We start from the raw sequence: 18,709 nt of genomic DNA, 5'->3' as shown, positions 1-18,709 counted from the left end.
GCCTCTAAAAAAAGGCGAAGGAATGAGACTTTTCCTTCGCCTTTTTTCTATATTGAGCCTTTAAGAGGTCTGCAACTGACCGTTTAATAATGCTTCATCTCATTCCGCAATTTCCGATGTTCCCGGCGTGCAGGTGCCGTTTCAAACAAACTTTTTTCAGCATCTGTTTCTGGATAAATGCTCGGCACAGCGGTCGGCTTGTGATGCTCGCCCATTGCAACCATCGTTAAAAATGACTCCGTTGTTAACTTTTTCTCTCCTGTTAACAAGTTCGTAGAATGAACAGATACAAACACTTCCATCGATGTGCGTCCCGTTGAAGTAACGACTGCTTCTAGTTCAAGCATATCTCCAACACGAGCAGATGATACAAAATCAACAGAGTCGATTGAAGCCGTCACAACTGTCGATTTTGCATGTTTCATTGCCGTGATCGCTGCAATTTCATCGATATATGCAAGTACTTTCCCGCCAAAAATGGTTTGTAAATGATTCGTATCCGGCGGCAAAACCAATTTTGTTTGGATTGTACGTGACTGGCTCATAGATTTACTTTCTGTCATTTCACTCTCTCCTTCATTACACCTATTTCCAAAAGAACTGCAAGTTAGACGTATTCTGCATCGGGAGCCAAGAAACCTTTTTTTGGTACCAAAAAACTGTCCTGATTGTTTAGGACAGTTTTACGGCATGTATAGGTGTAGCGTCCTTGCGTGCCATAACGGTTGAATCGTGCAGGTGGCAAGCGACGTAATGGCCAGCTTCGGCTTCTTTAAACTCGGGCTCCAGCTTAGAACAGACGTCCATTGCTTTTGGACAGCGGGTGCGGAAGCGGCAGCCGCTTGGGATGTCGATTGGGCTTGGGACATCACCTTTTAAAACGATTTGCTTTCTTGTACGCTCTAAATCTGGATCCGGTAAAGGAATAGCGGACAGCAAAGCCTCTGAATACGGATGCAGCGGCTTTTCGTACAGCTCTTCACTGTCCGTCAACTCTACAATTTTCCCTAAATACATAACGGCAATGCGATCACTAATGTATTTTACCATCGATAAATCATGGGCGATGAATAAATACGTCAATCCTTTTTCTTGCTGCAGCTTTTTAAGCAAGTTAACAATTTGCGCCTGAATCGATACGTCAAGCGCGGCAATTGGTTCATCGGCGACGATGAATTTGGGTTCAACCGCAAGGGCGCGTGCGATACCGATTCGCTGTCTTTGTCCGCCGCTGAATTCATGCGGATAGCGCTGGGCATGCTTCTTGTTTAAACCGACGAGTTCCAATAATTCATTCACTTTCTTTTCTCGCTCTGCCACTGATAGTTCCGATGAATGAATCAACAAGCCTTCTGAAATGATTTCCATAACGGTCATCCGCGGGTTTAACGAAGAATAAGGGTCTTGGAAAATCATTTGCATATCTTGTTTCTTCTGTTTCCGTTCAGCCTTCGACTCTTTTGAATGAACAGGTTTTTGGTCAAAAATGACTTCACCGCTTGTCGGCTCATAAATTTGGGTAATCGTGCGCCCAACAGTTGATTTGCCGCAGCCTGACTCCCCTACAAGCCCAAGTGTTTCGCCTTTTTTAATCGAAAAGCTAATACCGTCGATGGCTTTTAGCGTGCTCTGTTTATTGATGTTAAAATGCTTCTTTAAATCTTTTATTTCCACTAAGTTTTCGTTCATTCTCTTGCACTCCCAACTGTTTCCGGGACATGATCTGCCGGTGTTCTTGGATCTTGCAGCCAGCAGGACACGGAATGGCTATCGTTCAACGTGGTCGTTTCCGGATGGAAATCATGGCAAACTTTCATCGTATACGGACAACGTGCGGCAAAAGGACAACCCGTTCCAAGCGTTGCCAAATCAGGCGGTGATCCTGGAATCGGAATAAGCGGTTCTGACCGGCTTGCATTCAAGTTCGGCATGGACCTGAGCAGACCGAGCGTGTACGGATGCTGCGGTTTGTAAAAGATTTCATCCAATGTCCCTTGTTCCACAATTTCGCCCGCATACATAACCGCAACGCGATCCGCCATGTTAGCGACAACGCCTAAATCATGCGTAATAAGCACAATTGCTGTATCCATTTTCTCTTGCAGTTCTTTCATCAAACGCAAGATTTGCGCTTGAATTGTCACGTCAAGTGCCGTCGTCGGTTCATCCGCGATGAGCACTTTCGGGTTGCACGCAAGCGCCATCGCAATGACAACACGCTGTCTCATACCGCCGGAAAACTGATGCGGATAAGCGTCAAGTCTCGCTTCTGGATTTGGAATCCCGACAAGACGGAGCATCTCTAACGCCTTTTGCCTCGCTTCACTTTTCGACAGCTTTTGGTGCTTACTAAGGCCTTCCATAATTTGCTTTCCGATTTTCATCGTTGGGTTTAACGATGTCATCGGATCTTGGAATACCATCGAAATTTCAGATCCGCGTACTTTCTGCATGTCATTCACAGAAAGCTTTAGCAAGTCCCTTCCTTCATACGCAATCTCGCCTTGCGGAATGATCGTATTGTGCCTTGGCAATAAGCGCATAATCGATTTCGACGTGACCGATTTCCCCGATCCCGATTCACCGACGATTGCCAATGTCTCTCCTTTATGTAACGTGAAATTCACGCCTCTGACAGCCTTTACCACACCGGATTGGGTCTGGAAGGAAATATGCAAATTGTCGACGGACAAAATTTCTTCTTTCATCTGACCCACCCCCTATTTTCTCATTTTTGGATCTAACGCATCGCGCAGACCATCTGCTAATAAATTAAAGCAAATCATAATCGTGCTAATGACAACTGCTGGGAATAACAGCTTATAAGCGAATGAACGCATCGACTTATAACCGTCTTCAATCAACACACCAAGTGAAGCCATCGGTGCCTGCAAGCCTAATCCGATGAAGCTTAGGAACGCCTCAAAGAAAATCGCCGTCGGAATCGTAAACATAATCGTGACAATGATGGGTCCCATAACGTTCGGCAATAAATGCTTCCCTATTAAACGCGCATTAGACGCACCTAACGTTTGAGAGGCGAGAACGAATTCCTGACCTTTCAACTGTAAAATTTGACCGCGCACAACCCGCGCCATCCCCACCCAGCCAGTGAGCACCATCGCTAAAATAATCGATGTAATGCCCGGCTCTAAAATTAAGATGAACAAGATGATGACGATCAAGTTCGGAATGCCCATTAATATTTCAATAATCCGCTGCATGACGTTGTCGACACGGCCGCCGTAGAAAGAGGAAATCCCACCGTAAACAACCCCGATGACTAAGTCCAATGCAGCCGCCACCACGGCAATGAATAATGAAATTTGCGTCCCTTTCCAAACTCTTGTCCATAAATCCCGGCCAAATTCATCGGTTCCGAACCAATAGTTCGTTTCAATGCCTCGCTGCTCGTAAACGTCAACGCCTTTCGCATTTTTCCCGTCAAACCCGAGCCATTCCAATCCGCTAATTTTTGCTGGTAAATTGGAATGCGCTAAGTTTTGGCTGCGGTACGTATGTTCATTGAGCATTGGTCCGACTAAAGCTAAAACAATTAAGAGGACGAGCACGACGAGCGAAATGACCGCCCCCTTGTTTTTGAAAAGACGGTGCATCGCTTCTTGCCAAAAAGAAAGCGCCGGTTTGGCAAATGCTTCGTCTTCTTTCTCTTCATACGGTGCAGGAACGAATAAATCTGCCGTAATTTCCGGATGCTGCTGTTCGGCCGGCGATTGTTTTACAACCGGCTTCGTTTCCACTTTATTCATGCCTGTCCCCCCTGTTTATAATCAATGCGAGGATCAAGGAGCCCATATAATAGATCTACTAAAAAGACGACGAGAATAAACAATGCGCTGTAAAACAATGTAATCCCCATAATGACGCTGTAATCGAGCACAAGAATAGACAATGTAAACTGCTCACCAAGTCCTGGAACACCGAAGATTTTTTCAATGACGAGCGTCCCTGTCATAATTGACACAGCAAGCGGACCAAGCATCGTCACGACCGGTATTAAAGCATTTCGAAAAACGTGCTTGCCGATGACGACCGACTCACGCAAACCCTTAGCCCGTGCTGTCGTCACATAATCTTGTCCGAGCACTTCCAGCATTTCACTTCGAATGAATCGCGCAACTGTCGCAATGACGGTTACCGACAAAGCCAGAGATGGTAAAATTGTACTTGCATAGCTTTCCCATAACGCAACAGGAAGTAATTGGAACTTTACACCCACTATATATTGAAGCAATGCCGCGAATACAAAGGATGGAATGGACATCCCAAGCACCGCAATCGTAACGGAACCGTAGTCCAAAATCGTATTATGTCTAAGTGCCGAAATAATACCGAGTGCCAAACCAACAATTGTTCCGAACACTAAAGCCTGTAAGCCGATTAATGCAGACGGACCAATTCGATCCGAAATCATACTAACAACCGTTCGGCCTTGGTATTGGAATGAATAACCAAAATCACCTTGCAATAAATTCCCTATGTAACGAAGATATTGAACAGCTGCTGGTTGATCAAGTCCATATTTAGCATTTAAGAGGGCAAGCTGCTTTTCTGTCAATTTTTCCGGATTGGTAAATGGCGTGCCCGGTAAAAACTGCATCAAAAAGAACGTTGCCGTCACAATGACAAATAGGGTAATAATCATAAAGCCAATACGCTTTGCTATGTAACGTTTCAAACTAAACACCCCATTTTAATCGAATACCCGTGGCGTATACATGATGCCTGATAAATCTAAGATGAAGAAAAGCAAAGGCGCGCAAGTCGGGCACGCCTTCGCTCTCTATTCATTATTCAATATAAGCCGATTTGTAATCAAACTCAGCGCCAGCTGGATGTTTAATTAAATCTTTAATTTTAGCTCGCTGTAGAATCGCAGAGCCACGCTGGTAAAGTGGTGCAACTGCTGCGTCTTCTTCCAACAAGATTTTTTCAATGCCAAGCAGCATTTCATAACGTTTGCTTAGATCTGTCTCAATGCGTGCTTCTTGCACAAGCTCGTCCAACTTCGGATTGTGGTAATCCATACGGTTTGCGGAGCTTCCTTTAATCCACATATCCAAGTATGTCATTGGATCACTATAGTCAGGACCCCAAGTGGATAGTGAAAGATCGTACTCAATTGCTTTTTCAATTTCTAGACGCTGTGCAAATGGCACTGCTTTAATGTCTAACTTAAAGCCTGGCAGGTTGTCCTCCAACTGTGCTTGTAAAAACTCTGCTACTTTTTTCATTTCATCTGTATCTGCAATATTAAGGGATACTGTCAATTCTGTTTGTCCAACTTCTGCTAATGCCTTTTCCCATACTACTTTCGCTTCTTCAGGTGTTCCTTTGTTGAAGTCGCCGTTCAGTTCACGGTAGTCTTTCTGATCCGGTGAGAAATAGAATGCTTCCGGTACGACACCGTAAAGTGGAGAAGAACCGTCTTTCAAAATAACGTCTGTTAACCCATTACGGTCGATCGCCATACCAATTGCACGGCGAATTTCAGCATTTTTTAATACTTCATGGTTATGGTTAAAACGTAAAAATACAATTCCTGACTCTTTATCAATACTAAAGTCTTCATTGTCCGCATACTGATCGATCAAAGCAGAAGTTAGTTTGACGCGGTCAATTTTGCCAGTTTCATAGAGGTTCGCACCTGCAGATGGCTCTTTAACGACGAACACGTTAACTTCCTCAAGCTTGACATTTTCCGCATCCCAATAGTCTTCGTTTTTGACCATTTTCCAGCTTTGCTCTTGCGTCCAGTTGACAAGCTTAAACGGTCCGTTCGCTAGAATGTTTTCCGCTTCTAACGCATACTGGTCACCTTGTTCTTCAACAAATTTTTGGTTTTGCGGTAAAAACGTCGGGAATGCCAATAATGTTTCAAATAATGGGTTTGCAGCTTCAAGTGTTACTTCAATTGTTTTCTCATCAATCGCTTTAATACCGAGCTCTCCAGCATCCATTTCCTCGTTCAAGATCGCCTCAGCGTTTTTAATACCAGCAGTGACGAGCATGTAGTTGTATGGACCCGCTTCTTCCATGACACGTTTCCACGCATATTCGAAGTCAGCCGCTGTTACAGGCTCACCGTTGCTCCACTTTGCATCACGAAGTGTAAACGTATGAACCGTTTCATCTTCGTTTTTCTCATGATTTTCAGCAAGTGCTGGCACGGATTGGTTATTTTCATCTTGACGGAATAGTCCTTCGTTCACGTTGTTCAACACGTCAAACGCAACCGCATCATGTGCTTTTGTTGAATCTAATGTTGGAATGTCTGAAGAAGCATAGATATTCAGAACCTGTGCAACTTTGTCATCCCCTTCAGTTCCCCCGTCTTTTTTCTTGTCATCTTTGTTTCCATCTGACGAACTGAAGTTACAGCCCGATACGATGAGTGAAAAGATTACTAAGATGACGAATCCTAACCACGTCTTTTTCTTCATCCCATTTCCCCCTTGTGATTATTCTAAAGAATTCCTTATAATTGTAAGTGCTTCCATCTGGAATGGCAATAACTTTCAGAAAATATTATTTAATCAATATATTGAGGTGTATCACAATTATGAAAACTAACAGATTAGTAAGCATCTTTAATGGATTACCAGTACTATCCATTATTATTTCGGTCTTCTTTTTTTCAAGTTCTTTGGCCATAATTTTAGACATTATTTTCTATATTGGACTAACTTTCTTAGTCGTCGGTAGCATCTTTCTGCTTGTCCAAGAAGGTTTTTTTGCGGCCTTCATTCGCAGTTCTAAACGCTTTTTTGCTGCAATGAGCAAATATGAACAAACGATCCGCGATGTAGAAGGGAGAAGCGATGAACCGAATTTTTACGTCAAACGATTTCCGTTTGTTAAAATGCTTTTTGTCATGGGTGCTTTCTATTTCTTACTAAGTACTGTTGCATCACTTTTGTACTTTTACTTCGGACGATGATCTAAAAAGTTTTGGTACGCAAACCCTTTGACGGTCTCTTCTGGATAGCGCTTCAATAACTCGTTGATGAGATTTTGGTGCTTAGATGCATCTTCCAAGTCAATAATTTTGGATGAAATGCCGTCAAAGTCTGAGCCTAATCCGATTTGTTTTTCCCCGCCAAGCGCACAGAAATGATCGATATGGGCAATGAGGTCTGCAATCGTCGAATCTCCTTGCTTTTTGATAAATGGTGGGTTGTACACAACATGAATGAGTCCATTTTTAGCAAACATCGCTTTCGCCATGTCATCCGTCACATTGCGCGGGTGATTGCATAACGCGCGCGCATTGGAGTGACTAGCAATTGGATAATCCGCAATCTCCATGACATCCCAAAATGCTTGGTCACTTAAATGAGATACATCGGTTAAAATTTTGTGCCTGTTGTTAAACTGCACAATTTCTTTTCCGAATGAAGTAAGTCCCGCACCCCTTGGTTCGCCTGCGCCGTCCGCCGCCAAGTTAGCGTTATTCCACGTTAGCCCGATCGATCGGACACCTAATTGATGGAGAATTGACAGCTTGTGCAAATCATTGCCAATCGCATCAACACCTTCCAATGTCAGAAGTGCGCCAATTTCATCGTCCGCTAGCGTATCAAAATCGCTCCAGTCCCTGATAAGCTTCATTTTTGGATTGTTTGCGAGTACGTCTGTGTAAAAATAATGAATTTGATCAAGTGCCGATTGGAATTTACTGTCGGATTTCATCTCTGGCCAAATAAAAATCGCAAAGGCTTGTACTTTCATGCCGCCTTTTTTCATTTTTTCATAGCTTGTGTCCAGTTCCGGTGAATCTTTAAACTTTATTTTTCCCTTTGATTCATACAGATGAAGCAGCACATCGCAATGCAAGTCAATAATATTCATATCCCTATTTCCCCTTCTTTCTCCCTTACTCGACGCCCGGTAAAATGGTAAGTGTTTTACCATCCGCATCCAGCTTCGCTTCTACCCCAAGCGGAACCGCAAAATGAGGCTGGCAATGGCCGATTTGGAAACCACTCACTGCCGGTTTCGCAAGACTACCCAAATAATGCGCCAATACTTCATCTAAGGTAAGCGACTGGTCTTTCTTTTTTGGTTCTGCTTTTGCAAAATTACCGATGACAAATCCTGCCGCATCCGCTAATTTCCCCGCCAAGCGAAGTTGGTTTAACATTCCGTCAATCCGATACGGCTCTTCGCCAACATCTTCAATAAGCAATAGTTTTCCCGTTGTGTCAATTTCATATTTCGTGCCAAGTGTACTTACGAGAAGCGACAAGTTGCCGCCTACTAACTGCCCGACAGCTTGTCCTTTGGAAACAGTCACAAGCGGAGAAATTTGCTCTGTATAATGTAATTCCATCGGGGTAAACAATTGTTGGAACATCTTTTTGGAGAAATCATGGCATGTATCCGTTCCAATATCGGAAGACAACATGGGTCCATGGAATGTGACGATATCGGCATATTTGCCAAACGCTGTATGTAAATAGGTAATATCACTATATCCCCAAAACACTTTTGGGTTTTCTTTGATCAATTGGTAATCAATTTTTTCCGCGAATCTGCCCGTACCGTAACCGCCATTTGTACAAATGACGCCTTTTATATCTTCGTCCTTGAACATCGCATGCAAATCTTCGACCCGATCTGCTTCCGTTCCCGCAAGATAGCCATTCACATCCCAAACGTGTTTGCCTAATTTCACTTGTAAGCCTAGTTCATTTAAAAAATGCAATGCTTTTTCGAGGTTTTCTTTTTTGGGAGGACTCGCCGGTGCAATAATGCCAACTGTGTCTCCTACTTTCAAACGTTTTGGCCTAATGAGCATGTAAACCCTCCTCGTCACTATTTTCAAAATGCTTAGATAACCGAATTATTTAATTTTATCAAATAGTTATTAAAACTACAATGTCAGTTTAAAAAACCGACATCTAACACGCAGATGCCGGTTCTCACTGTGAAACGCCCCATCGCCACACGTATCTGTTTGGTGAATTACCATCAATCGAATAATTAACAACACGTCGATTGACACCAATTAAAGCGTATCGGTAAACAGTAGGCGCTGCCGGCACTTCATCTACCATCAATCGCTGCCATTCGTTGTAAACCGCCACGCGGTAATCCGTATCAAATGCCTTTTCAGAAGTTCCTTTTTTAAGTAGTTCATCATTCTTATCACTTGTATAGCGCGTATAGTTAAAAACCGCAGATCGCCCCCATAAACCTTCCGGATCCGGGTCGGAACCCGTTCCCCACGCCGCTTGAAATAAATCAATTGCAGGATCATCCTTTTGCACCCGTTCATAAAAAGAATGAAACTCGTGCAATCTGCCGTCTAACAACTGGACATTCAAGCCAACATCCGCCCAGTTTTGAATATAATATTGTGCAATTAGGTCGGCTGATTCCCCGCTCGCCATCGAAGCGAACGTTAATACAAATGGCTTGCCTTCTGGATCTTCGCGAAACCCATCCCCATCCCGATCGGTATAACCTGCCCGATCCAAAAGAGCGCGGGCTTTTTCAGGATCGTAAGGCCTCCCTTCATTTCCAGCATCATGATACGTCTTAAAAACGGGAACGATTAACGTCGTTGCGGGGAAACGCAATCCCTTATAAAGCATTTTACCGATCGATTCATTATCCATCGCATGCCACATTGCTTGCCGAATAGTCTTATTGGCAAGCAATGCATTCGGATTTAGGACATTTTCTTTTTTCTTCGCATCCCATTTGCCAAGTTTAAAACCAATATAGGAGTACGATGTATCAATATCTGCAAGAATTTCGATCTCATCAACTTTACGCGCATTGTCATATTGATCAACAGGAATCGAAGCAATGTCGACTTCGCCTTTTTCCAATGCTTTTAAAATCGATGCCGTGCTAACCACTTTGACAACAATCCTCTGCAGTGCAGGCCTTCCCCTCCAATAGTGCTCGTTTCGTTCGAGTAAAACCGACTCGCCTGGCACAATTTTCGAAACTTTGAATGGTCCAAAGCCGATTGGCGCTGTTCGGATTTTTTCGGAGGAAACGAGCTCATCCATCGTCATTTCATCCGTTGTTACATCGCCAACGTAATGCCTTGGCGTCGGAGCTGTCCAAATACCGGACAAGATCGATGGTGTTGCCTGTTCAAAGGTGATCGAAATCGTTCGATCATCGAACACTTTGATCCCTGCGATTTTGTCTGTTTTCCCTTCATGGTAATCAGACATACCAACAATGCTAGACACGACGAATGTATACCGACTGCCTGTATAATCGGGATGGCCAAGCAGTTCATACGTATACAATAAGTCACTTGCTTTTACAGGTTCACCGTCATGCCAAGTAACGCCGTCTTTAATCTTCAACGTGATTGTTTTATTGTCTTCGGATAAGTGATACGATGCTGCTCCGTCATTGGAAATGACACCGTCTTCATCGGTAGCAAGCAAACTTTCATCGAAAAACTGCATAATTTCCGCATCCGGCTGTCCAGAATAAAACACACGATTTAACGTCCCTTCAAATGGTTCATCCGCTACTAGGCCGTACGTCAATTCACCATTTTCAAGAGCAGGCGCTTCATTCGAAACGGATAACGGGAAATTGGCCACTTGAACTTCCCCAGGATCGCCAGACTGCTTACAAGCAGCCAATAAAAGAATGATCCCTACTATATAGATCGTTTTCCACATCATCCAAAGCCCCTTTCACGTCATTCTTTGTCTAGCATCTGTCGCCCGCTTCACCGCTTGCCCAATGAAATTAATACAAAGCATTAAAAGTAAAATGAGCAGCGCTGCCGGCAGCCAAACCCACCATTTATTTTGTACAACATCTGGATTTTTTGCGTACGCAATCAACGTGCCAAGTGACGGTGTACCTGCTGGAAGGCCAAAGCCTAAAAAAGTGAGACCTGTTTCAAGTCCAATATTGCCTGCAAGCGTCAGCGTCATATTAACAATGACGAGCGAGCTGATATTCGGAAATAACCCCGTCAGCATGATTTTCCATCCTGGGGTCCCCAGCGTTTTCGACGCTTGAATATAGTCCAGTTCCCGTTCCGAAAGACTTCTCGATCGGATTAACCGTGCCTTCCCAAACCACGCAAACGCACTCATCAAAAGAATAAACGTTAAAACCGTATACTCTGGAACCGCAACAACGAAGACGATAATGATCATAAGCGATGGCAGCACTAATAAAAAGTCGATGACACGCATGATGATATTGTCAACAATTCCACCGTAATAGCCAGCAATTAACCCAACTGCTAAGCCGTATAAGCCTGCAAGCACTGTGACACAAATACCAATCGTAAAAGAATTCCTCGTTCCAAGCAGCAATTGACCGAACACATCTCGGCCTCCATTATCTGTTCCAAGCCAGTGGTAAGCGGATGGCGGATTGTATATTTTCATTAAATCAATGCGCATTAAAGTCCTGTAATCAATGAAAAGCGGTGCCAAATAAGCAGCGCCTAAAATAATGATTAATACAACGAGCGATCCTATGGCAATTCGATCACTTCCTACTTCCTTCCAAATCATACGCGGCAATGTATGGTGCCGCTCTAGAACAGTCTTTTGTTTAAGTACAGCCAACACCATACACCTCTTTTCAATCGATCCGAATACGCGGGTCCACGATACTTAATATAATGTCCGAAAGCATCGTCCCAACAACGACCGCCGTGCCTGATAGCATGACAAGCGCCGTCACAACGGTGAAATCACGGCCATTAATTGACTGGATAAACAACTGCCCGAGTCCGGGATAACTAAAAATCATTTCAATGAAAATCGAACCGCTTATGAGTCCTGTAATTTCATAGCCAAGAAACGCCGCAATCGGCAGTAGCGAGTTGCGTAAAATATGCCGCGAATATACTTTACCTTCCGGAACCCCTTTCGCCCGCGCCGTTCTGACGAAATCTTTCACTTTCGTATCAATAATGTCGTTGCGTAAATATTGAATTGTGCCATACGTTAACAAAAGTGCGCCTGACAAAACCGGCAAAACTAAATGCTTCGCTTTGTCGACAACGTAAGACCATGACCCTTCTTCCATCCGAATGTCGACACTGCCGCCGGTCGGAAACCACCCTAGTACAAAGCTAAATACAAAAAGCATTAAAAGTGCAAATACGAAAAATGGCGTTGCAAATGACACATAGTTATAGCCAACGATGAGCTTATCCACCCACGTATCATTCCATCTGCCGGCTATCAAACCAAGCGGAATCGCGATTGCATACGTCACCAATAACGTAAAAAATGCCAGCAGAACGGTATTTTCGATCCGCCCGGCGAGCAACTTTTTAACGGGCTGCTTATGGACATAAGACATGCCGAGATCGCCTTTTAGTGCCCGTTTCATCCAATGCCCATATTGCACAAACCACGGATCGTTCAACCCATGTTTTTCTCGGATTTTTTCTATTTGCGCTTCCGTCATATCCGGACTACTCATGGCAGCGCCTGTCACCGCATCACCCGGCATTGCTTTCGCCAGCATAAAAATAATAAGGCTGAGAAGAACGAGCTGCGGGATCATGATCAATGTTCTTCTGACTATAAAAGTAAGCATCGCACGTCATGGCCTCCTTACTGAACCGCCGCGGAATGCGTGTCTGTAATTTTCTTGAGTTCGAGCGCTTTCCCGTCTGGATCCAAAAATCGATCGAACGTTTCTTCATATTGTGCCTGAATCCATCGACGCTGCTTTGCTTTTTCCGCCCTTTTCACCGGATCCATTTCAGGAATTGCCGCCAGTAACCTTTTCGTATACATGTGCTGCGGGTTATTGTAAATCTCTTCAACGGTTCCTTCTTCTACAAAACGCCCTTTGTACATAATGCCGATCCGATCGCAGAAGTGACGGATCACACCCAAATCATGGGAAATGAATAGATACGTTAAATTGAATTCTTTTTGAATGTCTTGCATGAAGTTTAACACTTGCGCCTGAACGGATACATCGAGTGCCGACACGGGTTCATCCGCAATAATGAGCTTTGGATTTAATGCAAGTGCCCGCGCAATGCCGATTCTTTGCCGCTGTCCACCTGAAAACTGATGCGGGAATTTATGAATCGACTCAGGACTTAATCCAACACGATCGAGTAATGTTTGAACACGTCGCAATTCTTCTTTCGACGATAGTCGTTCAAAATTTCTAAGCGGTTCTGCGATGATCGAGTGCACCGTTTTCTGTGCATTCAAGGAAGAATATGGATCTTGGAAAATCATTTGAATTTCCTTTCGATGGTTGCTGCGCGCTTGCCCGCGTAATTGAGCAATGTCTATCCCTTCAAATAAAACCTTTCCACTTGTTACACGATTCAGACCAATAATGGCACGTCCAGCTGACGATTTCCCACAACCCGATTCGCCAACGAGTCCATACGTCTCGCCGCGTTTCAGCGTAAAACTAATGCCATCAACTGCTTGAACAGTGTCAACAATTCGCCTAAAAAACCCGCCGCGAATGGGATAGTGAACGTGTAAGTTTTTAATTTCCAGTAATGGCATTGTTGTCATCTCCAATGTGGTCGTCAGGAAAGTGGAAAGATTCGTAGCAGGTGCAGCGAACGAAATGACCCGGCGCCACTTCGTGTAATTGCGGGTCATTTTCATGCGCTTGTTCGGGAATCCACCTAATGCGTGGTGCAAAGCGGCAGCCGCTTCGATCAAGTTTTTGAATCGAGGGCACAATCCCTTCAATAACGTGCAATGCTGTTTTTGTACTTTGTTGACCCGGGAGCGATTTTAATAATGAGCGCGTATAGGGATGCAACGGATAGTGGAAAAGCGTAGCCACTTCGGCCATCTCAACGATTTCCCCTGCATACATGACAATGACACGATCCGCCAATTCAGATACGACGCCAAGATCATGGGTGATTAGTAAAATCGACAGTTTTGTCCGATTTTGCAACTCCTTCAATAAGTCGCTAATTTGCGCTTGAATCGTCACGTCTAATGCAGTTGTCGGTTCATCCGCAACAAGTAAAACAGGATCACAGGCGAGAGCGATTGCAATGACGACACGTTGCCGCATCCCGCCCGAAAGCTCATGTGGATATTGCTTGTACACACGCTGTTCGTTTTGGATACCAACCTGTTTCAGCAACTCAAGCGTTCGGTTTCGCCGTTCTTCTTTTGCGAGCGCGAGATGCTGACCCATCGACTCTTCAATTTGCCGCCCAACCGGGTGCAGCGGGTTCAGTGCCGTCATCGGATCTTGAAAGATCATGCCAATTTCTTTGCCTCTTATTTGATCGAAACGAGCTTGTGGTATCGTCAGCAAGTTTTCTCCTTTAAATGCCACTTGCCCCTCCAAAGTAGTCGTTTTTGTTGGATGAAGTCCCATAATAGAAAGCGCAAGCGCACTTTTCCCGCAGCCGGACTCTCCGACAATCGCGACGATTTCATTTTCTTGGATAGTGAAAGATACGCCATCTACAGCAGCATACGCTTTGCCTTTGATGTGAAATGAAGTCCGGAGGTTTTGAATGTCTAATAAGTTGTTGTTCAATGGAAACGCCTCCTAAGAATAAGCTTTTCCATTGGAAATGAGGTTTAGAAGTGGGGTAGGGAAATTTTTGTGCAGAATTGGAAGCGCACTTAGAAACTTGAAACTGCACTTAAGAAAAAAATACCAGCCACAGCCACAATTCGCGAAAGACCACGAATTGCGTCTATGTCTGGCATTCTTAATTGGAGGATGAAGATGATGCGGCGGATGAGGCAGCCATTGCTGCAACCGTTGCAGCAATAACAGCCTGCTGCGCCTGCAAGATTAGTTCCACCGAAGTAGCAAGACTGACGCTTGTCGCATCGGCATTATCGGCATATTCCTTTAGGCGACACCCCATTGCAATGGACAGTGCCATCTCCCGATTCCATTTAAGTAATTTTGATTGTTCTAGCTCCTGCGTTAATTCAACAATCGCATGCAATTGTTGCTCATCAAATTCAAAAACTGTTAAAAAGCCGATCATTGGATAATGAATCGGACGAACTTTCGCTACCTTTTGGAAATACTCCCGCAATACGACCGTCCTTGTCACCAGCTGTTCATCAAAAGAAATATTAAGATACGTTAAAACTTGTGATAACCACTGCAACTCATTACCCGATCGAAACTTTTGTGCACGCAGTGCATCGTAATACTTACGCATCGATTTCGCATGCTCAGTAGGGTCTTCTCCCTTTTTACTCAGTAGGACTGCATACGCATAATCTTCATAAGAAGTTAAAAAATAATGCTGTTTTTTCATTGCATCATAAAGCTTTTTCGCTTTATGTGCTTCTTGTTGATAAAGCGCCGCATCGTCTGTTAACAATAGGGCCGCCAAATAAGCATAAATGGTGTTTCGAAACCCAACGCTCCTCAATACTTGCTGTTTTTCAAATAAACGCTTTACTTCATCGTCTATCGATGTTCCAGGTCGATCGATAAAAGCAGCAATGACCGGTAGTAAGCTTCCTCGGATGGGGGAAAACCAGCCGGATTTTTGCTTTAATGCATCCATCGCCTGATTTAAACGAACCGCCTCAAATTCACGCTCAGAAGTTGCGTAATACGAAGCAACTGTCAATACAACATTTTTATCGACAGTCCAGCCCGCTAATGACTTCACTTTGTCGTATGTCATTTCCACTTCCTGTCGAAAACCTTTTGCACCCACGGACAACAACTCCTTTTCTAGTTGTACGTTTGAATAGTAAAAAAGTTTCGGAGTTGGCGAAACTTTCAATTCTTGCTATGATTTTTGTATGTATAAAGAACGGAGGAAAACCAATGTCTGAATTAGAGACAATCCAACAAACACCTTCAATCCAAACAAAATCCACTTTAATTGCACAACTGCAAAAGCTTGGCATTCGGCCAGGGGATAATCTCATTGTACATTCTTCCTTAAAATCAATGGGATGGATTGCTGGCGGTGCGCAAGCAGTCGTGGAGGCATTCATGGAAACCATCACGCCAGCGGGTACAATCGTCATGCCCGCTCAGTCGACCGATAATTCTGATCCATCTTATTGGATGATGCCACCGGTCCCAGAATTGTGGCATGAAACGATTCGCCAATCTATACCCGCTTTCGATCCGCACTTAACCCATTTATATGGCATGGGGAAAATCGCAGAATGCTTTCACCGCCACCCAGCGGTCATCCGAAGTTCGCACCCATCCAACTCTTTTATCGCTTGGGGTAAACATGCAGCGGAGTGGATGAGGGAACACCCGCTCGAAGATTCTTTCGGACTGGGCTCACCCCTCGGAAAAATGGTAAATAGTGAGCTCAAAATCATGCTCATCGGTGTTGGCTATGATTCATGCACAGCCCTTCACCTATCCGAGTATTTAGCACCCAGACTCAAAACTTGCCCACAAGGTGCAGCCATTATACAAAACGGCGAAAGAATTTGGCAAACATATGACATGGCTGAGCTAGATTCAGATCTTTTCCCTTTAGTAGGTGAGGCATTTGAAAAACAATACCCCGAGGCTGCGATAAACGCCAAATTGGGACATGCGAAATGCAAAATACTACCCATGAAACCACTCATTGAATTTGGGACAAATTGGTTTACAGAGCATAGGAAAAAGGATGCTTAATCAGTGTGAAAAGCGTGAAAAAAAGAGGTGCGAAACCATTATATTTCGTACCTCTTTTAATTATATCAATTGTTCAAGTGAACTCACTAGCCTTATTGATGTATTTCCTTTTTAGCTGCTTGCACAAGTGATTTCACCGTCTCCAAATCCTCCCGATGAAGTGCGTCAACAATTGCACTTCCGACGATGACACCATCTGCCAGTTCCCCCATTTCACGCACTTGCTCCGGTGTTGAAATGCCAAATCCTGCGAGGACTGGGATTGGGCTGATAGCTTGAAGCTTTTTAAAATGTGCCGCCAGATCCGTTTCAAAACCGTCCCGGACACCTGTAATGCCATTGACCGTGACCGCGTAAATAAATCCTTCGCCTGCCGCGGTGATCTTCTCGATCCGCTCTTCTGGACTTGTCAGCGACACAAGTTGAATGAGTGCAGTGTCTGAACCTTCCAATTCCCGCTGTAATAATGCACTTTCTTCAAGCGGCAAGTCCGGCACGATGAGTCCGCTAACGCCGCTCGTCTGACAATCTTTCACAAAATCTGAAAGGTCATATTGTAAAACTGGATTTAAATACGTCATGATGACGATTGGAATTTGAACCTCTTCACGCATCGCCGCTAGTTCGTCCATCACTTTCCGCAACGTGACGCCTTTTGCTAATGCCCGTTCACCCGCCGTCTGAATAACCGTTCCATCCGCCACTGGGTCAGAGAAAGGAATGCCCACTTCAATCGCCGTGACGCCAATCTCCTGCAAGAATAAAATGGTTTCCCTCAACTTTTCAAGCCCACCATCTCCAGCCATAATATACGGTACAAAAGCTTTTTCACCTTGTTGTACGACTGCCTCAATCACAGTTGTTAGTCGTTTTTTTGTCATTTCAACCCACCCCCAAGCGCATCCCGCACCGTTTGCACGTCTTTATCGCCCCGCCCGGATAAGCAAATGACGACAATTTCATCTTCCCGCATGCGCCTAGCAAGTCCAGCCGCATAGTGAACGGCGTGCGAACTTTCCAATGCCGGAATAATGCCTTCTGTTTTGGACAATAACTGCAAACCTTCCAATGCTTCGGCATCTGTCACGGACGAATACGTTGCCCTCCCAATGTCATGCAAATGGCAATGTTCCGGCCCGATCGCCGGATAATCGAGTCCTGCCGAAATCGAATGTGCTTCTTGGATCAACCCATCTTCATCTTGCAGTAAATACATATAGGCACCGTGTAAAACACCTTCTCTGCCGCCTGTCACTGCCGCCGCATGCAGTCCTGTCGCAATGCCGCTCCCCGCCGCTTCTACACCGTGCAACGCAACCTCCTCATCCTCGACAAACGGGTGGAACATCCCAATCGCATTGCTTCCACCACCGACACAAGCAACGATCGCTTCTGGCAAACGCCCTTCTTTTTCAAGAATTTGCGCACGTGTTTCTACACCAATGATGCGCTGAAAATCACGTACAATTTTGGGAAACGGATGTGGTCCAAGTGCAGACCCCAAAATATAATGCGTATCTTCAACATTTGTCACCCAGTGACGAAGCGCTTCATTGACCGCGTCTTTCAATGTCCCGGATCCTTTTTCGACTGCTACAACTTTCGCACCGAGCAATTCCATCCGGAAAACGTTCAACTCTTGTCTGCGTACATCTTCTGCCCCCATAAACACGACACACTCAAGCCCGAACAATGCACAAACTGTTGCGGTTGCGACCCCATGCTGACCCGCACCTGTTTCTGCGACTATTTTCTTTTTCCCCATTCGGACAGCGAGCAATGCCTGGCCGATTGTATTGTTAATTTTATGAGCGCCTGTATGGTTCAAATCTTCCCGCTTCAAATAGATTTTCGCGCCGCCTACTGCTTTCGTAAGACGTTCTGCGAAATAAAGCGGATTCTCTCTTCCAACAAAATCCTTCAAATAATATTGAACTTCTTCCTGAAATGCAGGATCGTTTGAAGCTTCTTCATACGCCGCTTCCAACTCTTGTAGCGCCGTCATTAACGTTTCCGGCACAAACTGACCGCCGAACCGCCCGTAACGACCCGCTCTCGTCTCTTCTGCTTGCTTCAATTTATTCACCATCGC

At 44.6% G+C, this 18,709-nt stretch carries 18 protein-coding genes; 2 read left to right on the top strand and 16 right to left on the bottom strand.

Annotation, left to right across the window (positions count from 1 at the left end; genetic code table 11):
* Positions 1-83 precede the first annotated feature (83 nt).
* From AU377_RS09945 to AU377_RS09920, 6 genes are all read right to left on the bottom strand, one after another.
* Positions 84-563 carry an acyl-CoA thioesterase gene (locus AU377_RS09945; protein ID WP_067407530.1) on the bottom strand — a complete coding sequence of 160 codons (480 nt, stop codon included), beginning with the start codon at positions 561-563 and terminating at the stop codon, positions 84-86.
* Between the two features lie 109 nt (positions 564-672).
* On the bottom strand, positions 673-1,689 hold the full coding sequence (locus AU377_RS09940; protein ID WP_067407528.1) for an ABC transporter ATP-binding protein: 1,017 nt from the start codon (positions 1,687-1,689) through the stop codon (positions 673-675).
* On the bottom strand, positions 1,686-2,708 hold the full coding sequence (locus AU377_RS09935) for an ABC transporter ATP-binding protein (protein ID WP_067407526.1): 1,023 nt from the start codon (positions 2,706-2,708) through the stop codon (positions 1,686-1,688). Before AU377_RS09935 ends, AU377_RS09940 begins: the two co-directional genes overlap by 4 nt.
* Before the next feature lie 12 nt (positions 2,709-2,720).
* Positions 2,721-3,770 carry an oligopeptide ABC transporter permease gene (opp3C, locus tag AU377_RS09930; protein ID WP_067407524.1) on the bottom strand — a complete coding sequence of 350 codons (1,050 nt, stop codon included), beginning with the start codon at positions 3,768-3,770 and terminating at the stop codon, positions 2,721-2,723.
* The gene (locus AU377_RS09925) at positions 3,767-4,699 is read right to left on the bottom strand and encodes an ABC transporter permease (protein ID WP_067407522.1); all 933 of its coding nucleotides are present in this window, start codon (positions 4,697-4,699) and stop codon (positions 3,767-3,769) included. Before AU377_RS09925 ends, opp3C begins: the two co-directional genes overlap by 4 nt.
* A 112-nt stretch (positions 4,700-4,811) precedes the next feature.
* Positions 4,812-6,464 (bottom strand): peptide ABC transporter substrate-binding protein, encoded by a 1,653-nt coding sequence (locus AU377_RS09920; protein ID WP_067407520.1) that lies wholly within the window; start codon positions 6,462-6,464, stop codon positions 4,812-4,814.
* A 119-nt stretch (positions 6,465-6,583) separates the two neighbouring features.
* Between AU377_RS09920 and AU377_RS09915 the strand changes: the two genes are divergently transcribed.
* A complete protein-coding gene (locus AU377_RS09915; RefSeq protein WP_067407518.1) occupies positions 6,584-6,961 on the top strand; it encodes a DUF3899 domain-containing protein in 378 nt (125 codons plus the stop codon).
* Here the strand turns inward: AU377_RS09915 and AU377_RS09910 are convergent.
* The 8 genes from AU377_RS09910 to AU377_RS09875 all read right to left on the bottom strand — a co-directional run bounded on the left by AU377_RS09910 (position 6,946) and on the right by AU377_RS09875 (position 15,682).
* Positions 6,946-7,872 (bottom strand): dipeptidase, encoded by a 927-nt coding sequence (locus tag AU377_RS09910; RefSeq protein WP_067407516.1) that lies wholly within the window; start codon positions 7,870-7,872, stop codon positions 6,946-6,948. The genes AU377_RS09915 and AU377_RS09910 overlap by 16 nt on opposite strands.
* A gap of 25 nt (positions 7,873-7,897) precedes the next feature.
* The gene (locus AU377_RS09905) at positions 7,898-8,821 is read right to left on the bottom strand and encodes an LD-carboxypeptidase (RefSeq protein ID WP_067407514.1); all 924 of its coding nucleotides are present in this window, start codon (positions 8,819-8,821) and stop codon (positions 7,898-7,900) included.
* A 124-nt stretch (positions 8,822-8,945) separates the two neighbouring features.
* The gene (opp4A, locus tag AU377_RS09900; RefSeq protein ID WP_067407512.1) at positions 8,946-10,682 is read right to left on the bottom strand and encodes an oligopeptide ABC transporter substrate-binding protein; all 1,737 of its coding nucleotides are present in this window, start codon (positions 10,680-10,682) and stop codon (positions 8,946-8,948) included.
* 15 nt (positions 10,683-10,697) lie between these two features.
* The gene (locus AU377_RS09895) at positions 10,698-11,597 is read right to left on the bottom strand and encodes an ABC transporter permease (RefSeq protein ID WP_067407510.1); all 900 of its coding nucleotides are present in this window, start codon (positions 11,595-11,597) and stop codon (positions 10,698-10,700) included.
* A 10-nt stretch (positions 11,598-11,607) separates the two neighbouring features.
* Entirely contained in the window at positions 11,608-12,576 is a 969-nt protein-coding gene (gene opp4B, locus AU377_RS09890) for an oligopeptide ABC transporter permease (RefSeq protein ID WP_067407508.1), read from the bottom strand.
* A gap of 17 nt (positions 12,577-12,593) precedes the next feature.
* A complete protein-coding gene (locus AU377_RS09885; RefSeq protein ID WP_067407505.1) occupies positions 12,594-13,520 on the bottom strand; it encodes an ABC transporter ATP-binding protein in 927 nt (308 codons plus the stop codon).
* Positions 13,501-14,526 (bottom strand): ABC transporter ATP-binding protein, encoded by a 1,026-nt coding sequence (locus tag AU377_RS09880; protein WP_067407503.1) that lies wholly within the window; start codon positions 14,524-14,526, stop codon positions 13,501-13,503. The genes AU377_RS09885 and AU377_RS09880 overlap by 20 nt, the downstream gene beginning before the upstream one ends.
* A gap of 178 nt (positions 14,527-14,704) precedes the next feature.
* The gene (locus tag AU377_RS09875; protein WP_067407501.1) at positions 14,705-15,682 is read right to left on the bottom strand and encodes a DUF4003 family protein; all 978 of its coding nucleotides are present in this window, start codon (positions 15,680-15,682) and stop codon (positions 14,705-14,707) included.
* Between the two features lie 113 nt (positions 15,683-15,795).
* On the opposite strand from AU377_RS09875, the gene AU377_RS09870 reads away from it, so the two are divergent.
* Positions 15,796-16,617: an aminoglycoside N(3)-acetyltransferase gene (locus AU377_RS09870; protein ID WP_067407499.1), complete on the top strand. Its 822-nt coding sequence runs from the start codon at positions 15,796-15,798 to the stop codon at positions 16,615-16,617.
* 92 nt (positions 16,618-16,709) lie between these two features.
* Here AU377_RS09870 and trpA read toward each other — a convergent pair whose 3' ends face one another.
* Both trpA and trpB read right to left on the bottom strand, forming a co-directional pair.
* Entirely contained in the window at positions 16,710-17,498 is a 789-nt protein-coding gene (gene trpA / locus AU377_RS09865) for a tryptophan synthase subunit alpha (RefSeq protein ID WP_067407497.1), read from the bottom strand.
* Positions 17,495-18,706: a tryptophan synthase subunit beta gene (trpB, locus tag AU377_RS09860; RefSeq protein WP_067407495.1), complete on the bottom strand. Its 1,212-nt coding sequence runs from the start codon at positions 18,704-18,706 to the stop codon at positions 17,495-17,497. Before trpB ends, trpA begins: the two co-directional genes overlap by 4 nt.
* Positions 18,707-18,709: the final 3 nt, after the last annotated feature.

Origin of the sequence: Sporosarcina sp. HYO08, assembly GCF_001563475.1 — a bacterium.
Classification (GTDB): Bacteria; Bacillota; Bacilli; order Bacillales_A; family Planococcaceae; genus Sporosarcina.
The sequence above is the reverse complement of the archived record's forward strand: the minus strand, read 5'-3'. Positions and strand labels throughout refer to the sequence as shown.

What these genes read in the sequence shown, in the direction of transcription:
- AU377_RS09945 (WP_067407530.1), bottom strand. Translation starts at nt 563, where the DNA reads ATGACAGAAAGTAAATCTATGAGCCAGTCACGTACAATCCAAACAAAA.
- AU377_RS09920 (WP_067407520.1), bottom strand. Translation starts at nt 6,464, where the DNA reads ATGAAGAAAAAGACGTGGTTAGGATTCGTCATCTTAGTAATCTTTTCA.
- opp3C (WP_067407524.1), bottom strand. Translation starts at nt 3,770, where the DNA reads ATGAATAAAGTGGAAACGAAGCCGGTTGTAAAACAATCGCCGGCCGAA.
- trpB (WP_067407495.1), bottom strand. Translation starts at nt 18,706, where the DNA reads ATGGTGAATAAATTGAAGCAAGCAGAAGAGACGAGAGCGGGTCGTTAC.
- AU377_RS09870 (WP_067407499.1), top strand. Translation starts at nt 15,796, where the DNA reads ATGTCTGAATTAGAGACAATCCAACAAACACCTTCAATCCAAACAAAA.
- AU377_RS09935 (WP_067407526.1), bottom strand. Translation starts at nt 2,708, where the DNA reads ATGAAAGAAGAAATTTTGTCCGTCGACAATTTGCATATTTCCTTCCAG.
- trpA (WP_067407497.1), bottom strand. Translation starts at nt 17,498, where the DNA reads ATGACAAAAAAACGACTAACAACTGTGATTGAGGCAGTCGTACAACAA.
- AU377_RS09910 (WP_067407516.1), bottom strand. Translation starts at nt 7,872, where the DNA reads ATGAATATTATTGACTTGCATTGCGATGTGCTGCTTCATCTGTATGAA.
- AU377_RS09905 (WP_067407514.1), bottom strand. Translation starts at nt 8,821, where the DNA reads ATGCTCATTAGGCCAAAACGTTTGAAAGTAGGAGACACAGTTGGCATT.
- opp4A (WP_067407512.1), bottom strand. Translation starts at nt 10,682, where the DNA reads ATGTGGAAAACGATCTATATAGTAGGGATCATTCTTTTATTGGCTGCT.
- AU377_RS09915 (WP_067407518.1), top strand. Translation starts at nt 6,584, where the DNA reads ATGAAAACTAACAGATTAGTAAGCATCTTTAATGGATTACCAGTACTA.
- AU377_RS09885 (WP_067407505.1), bottom strand. Translation starts at nt 13,520, where the DNA reads ATGCCATTACTGGAAATTAAAAACTTACACGTTCACTATCCCATTCGC.
- AU377_RS09895 (WP_067407510.1), bottom strand. Translation starts at nt 11,597, where the DNA reads ATGGTGTTGGCTGTACTTAAACAAAAGACTGTTCTAGAGCGGCACCAT.
- opp4B (WP_067407508.1), bottom strand. Translation starts at nt 12,576, where the DNA reads ATGCTTACTTTTATAGTCAGAAGAACATTGATCATGATCCCGCAGCTC.
- AU377_RS09940 (WP_067407528.1), bottom strand. Translation starts at nt 1,689, where the DNA reads ATGAACGAAAACTTAGTGGAAATAAAAGATTTAAAGAAGCATTTTAAC.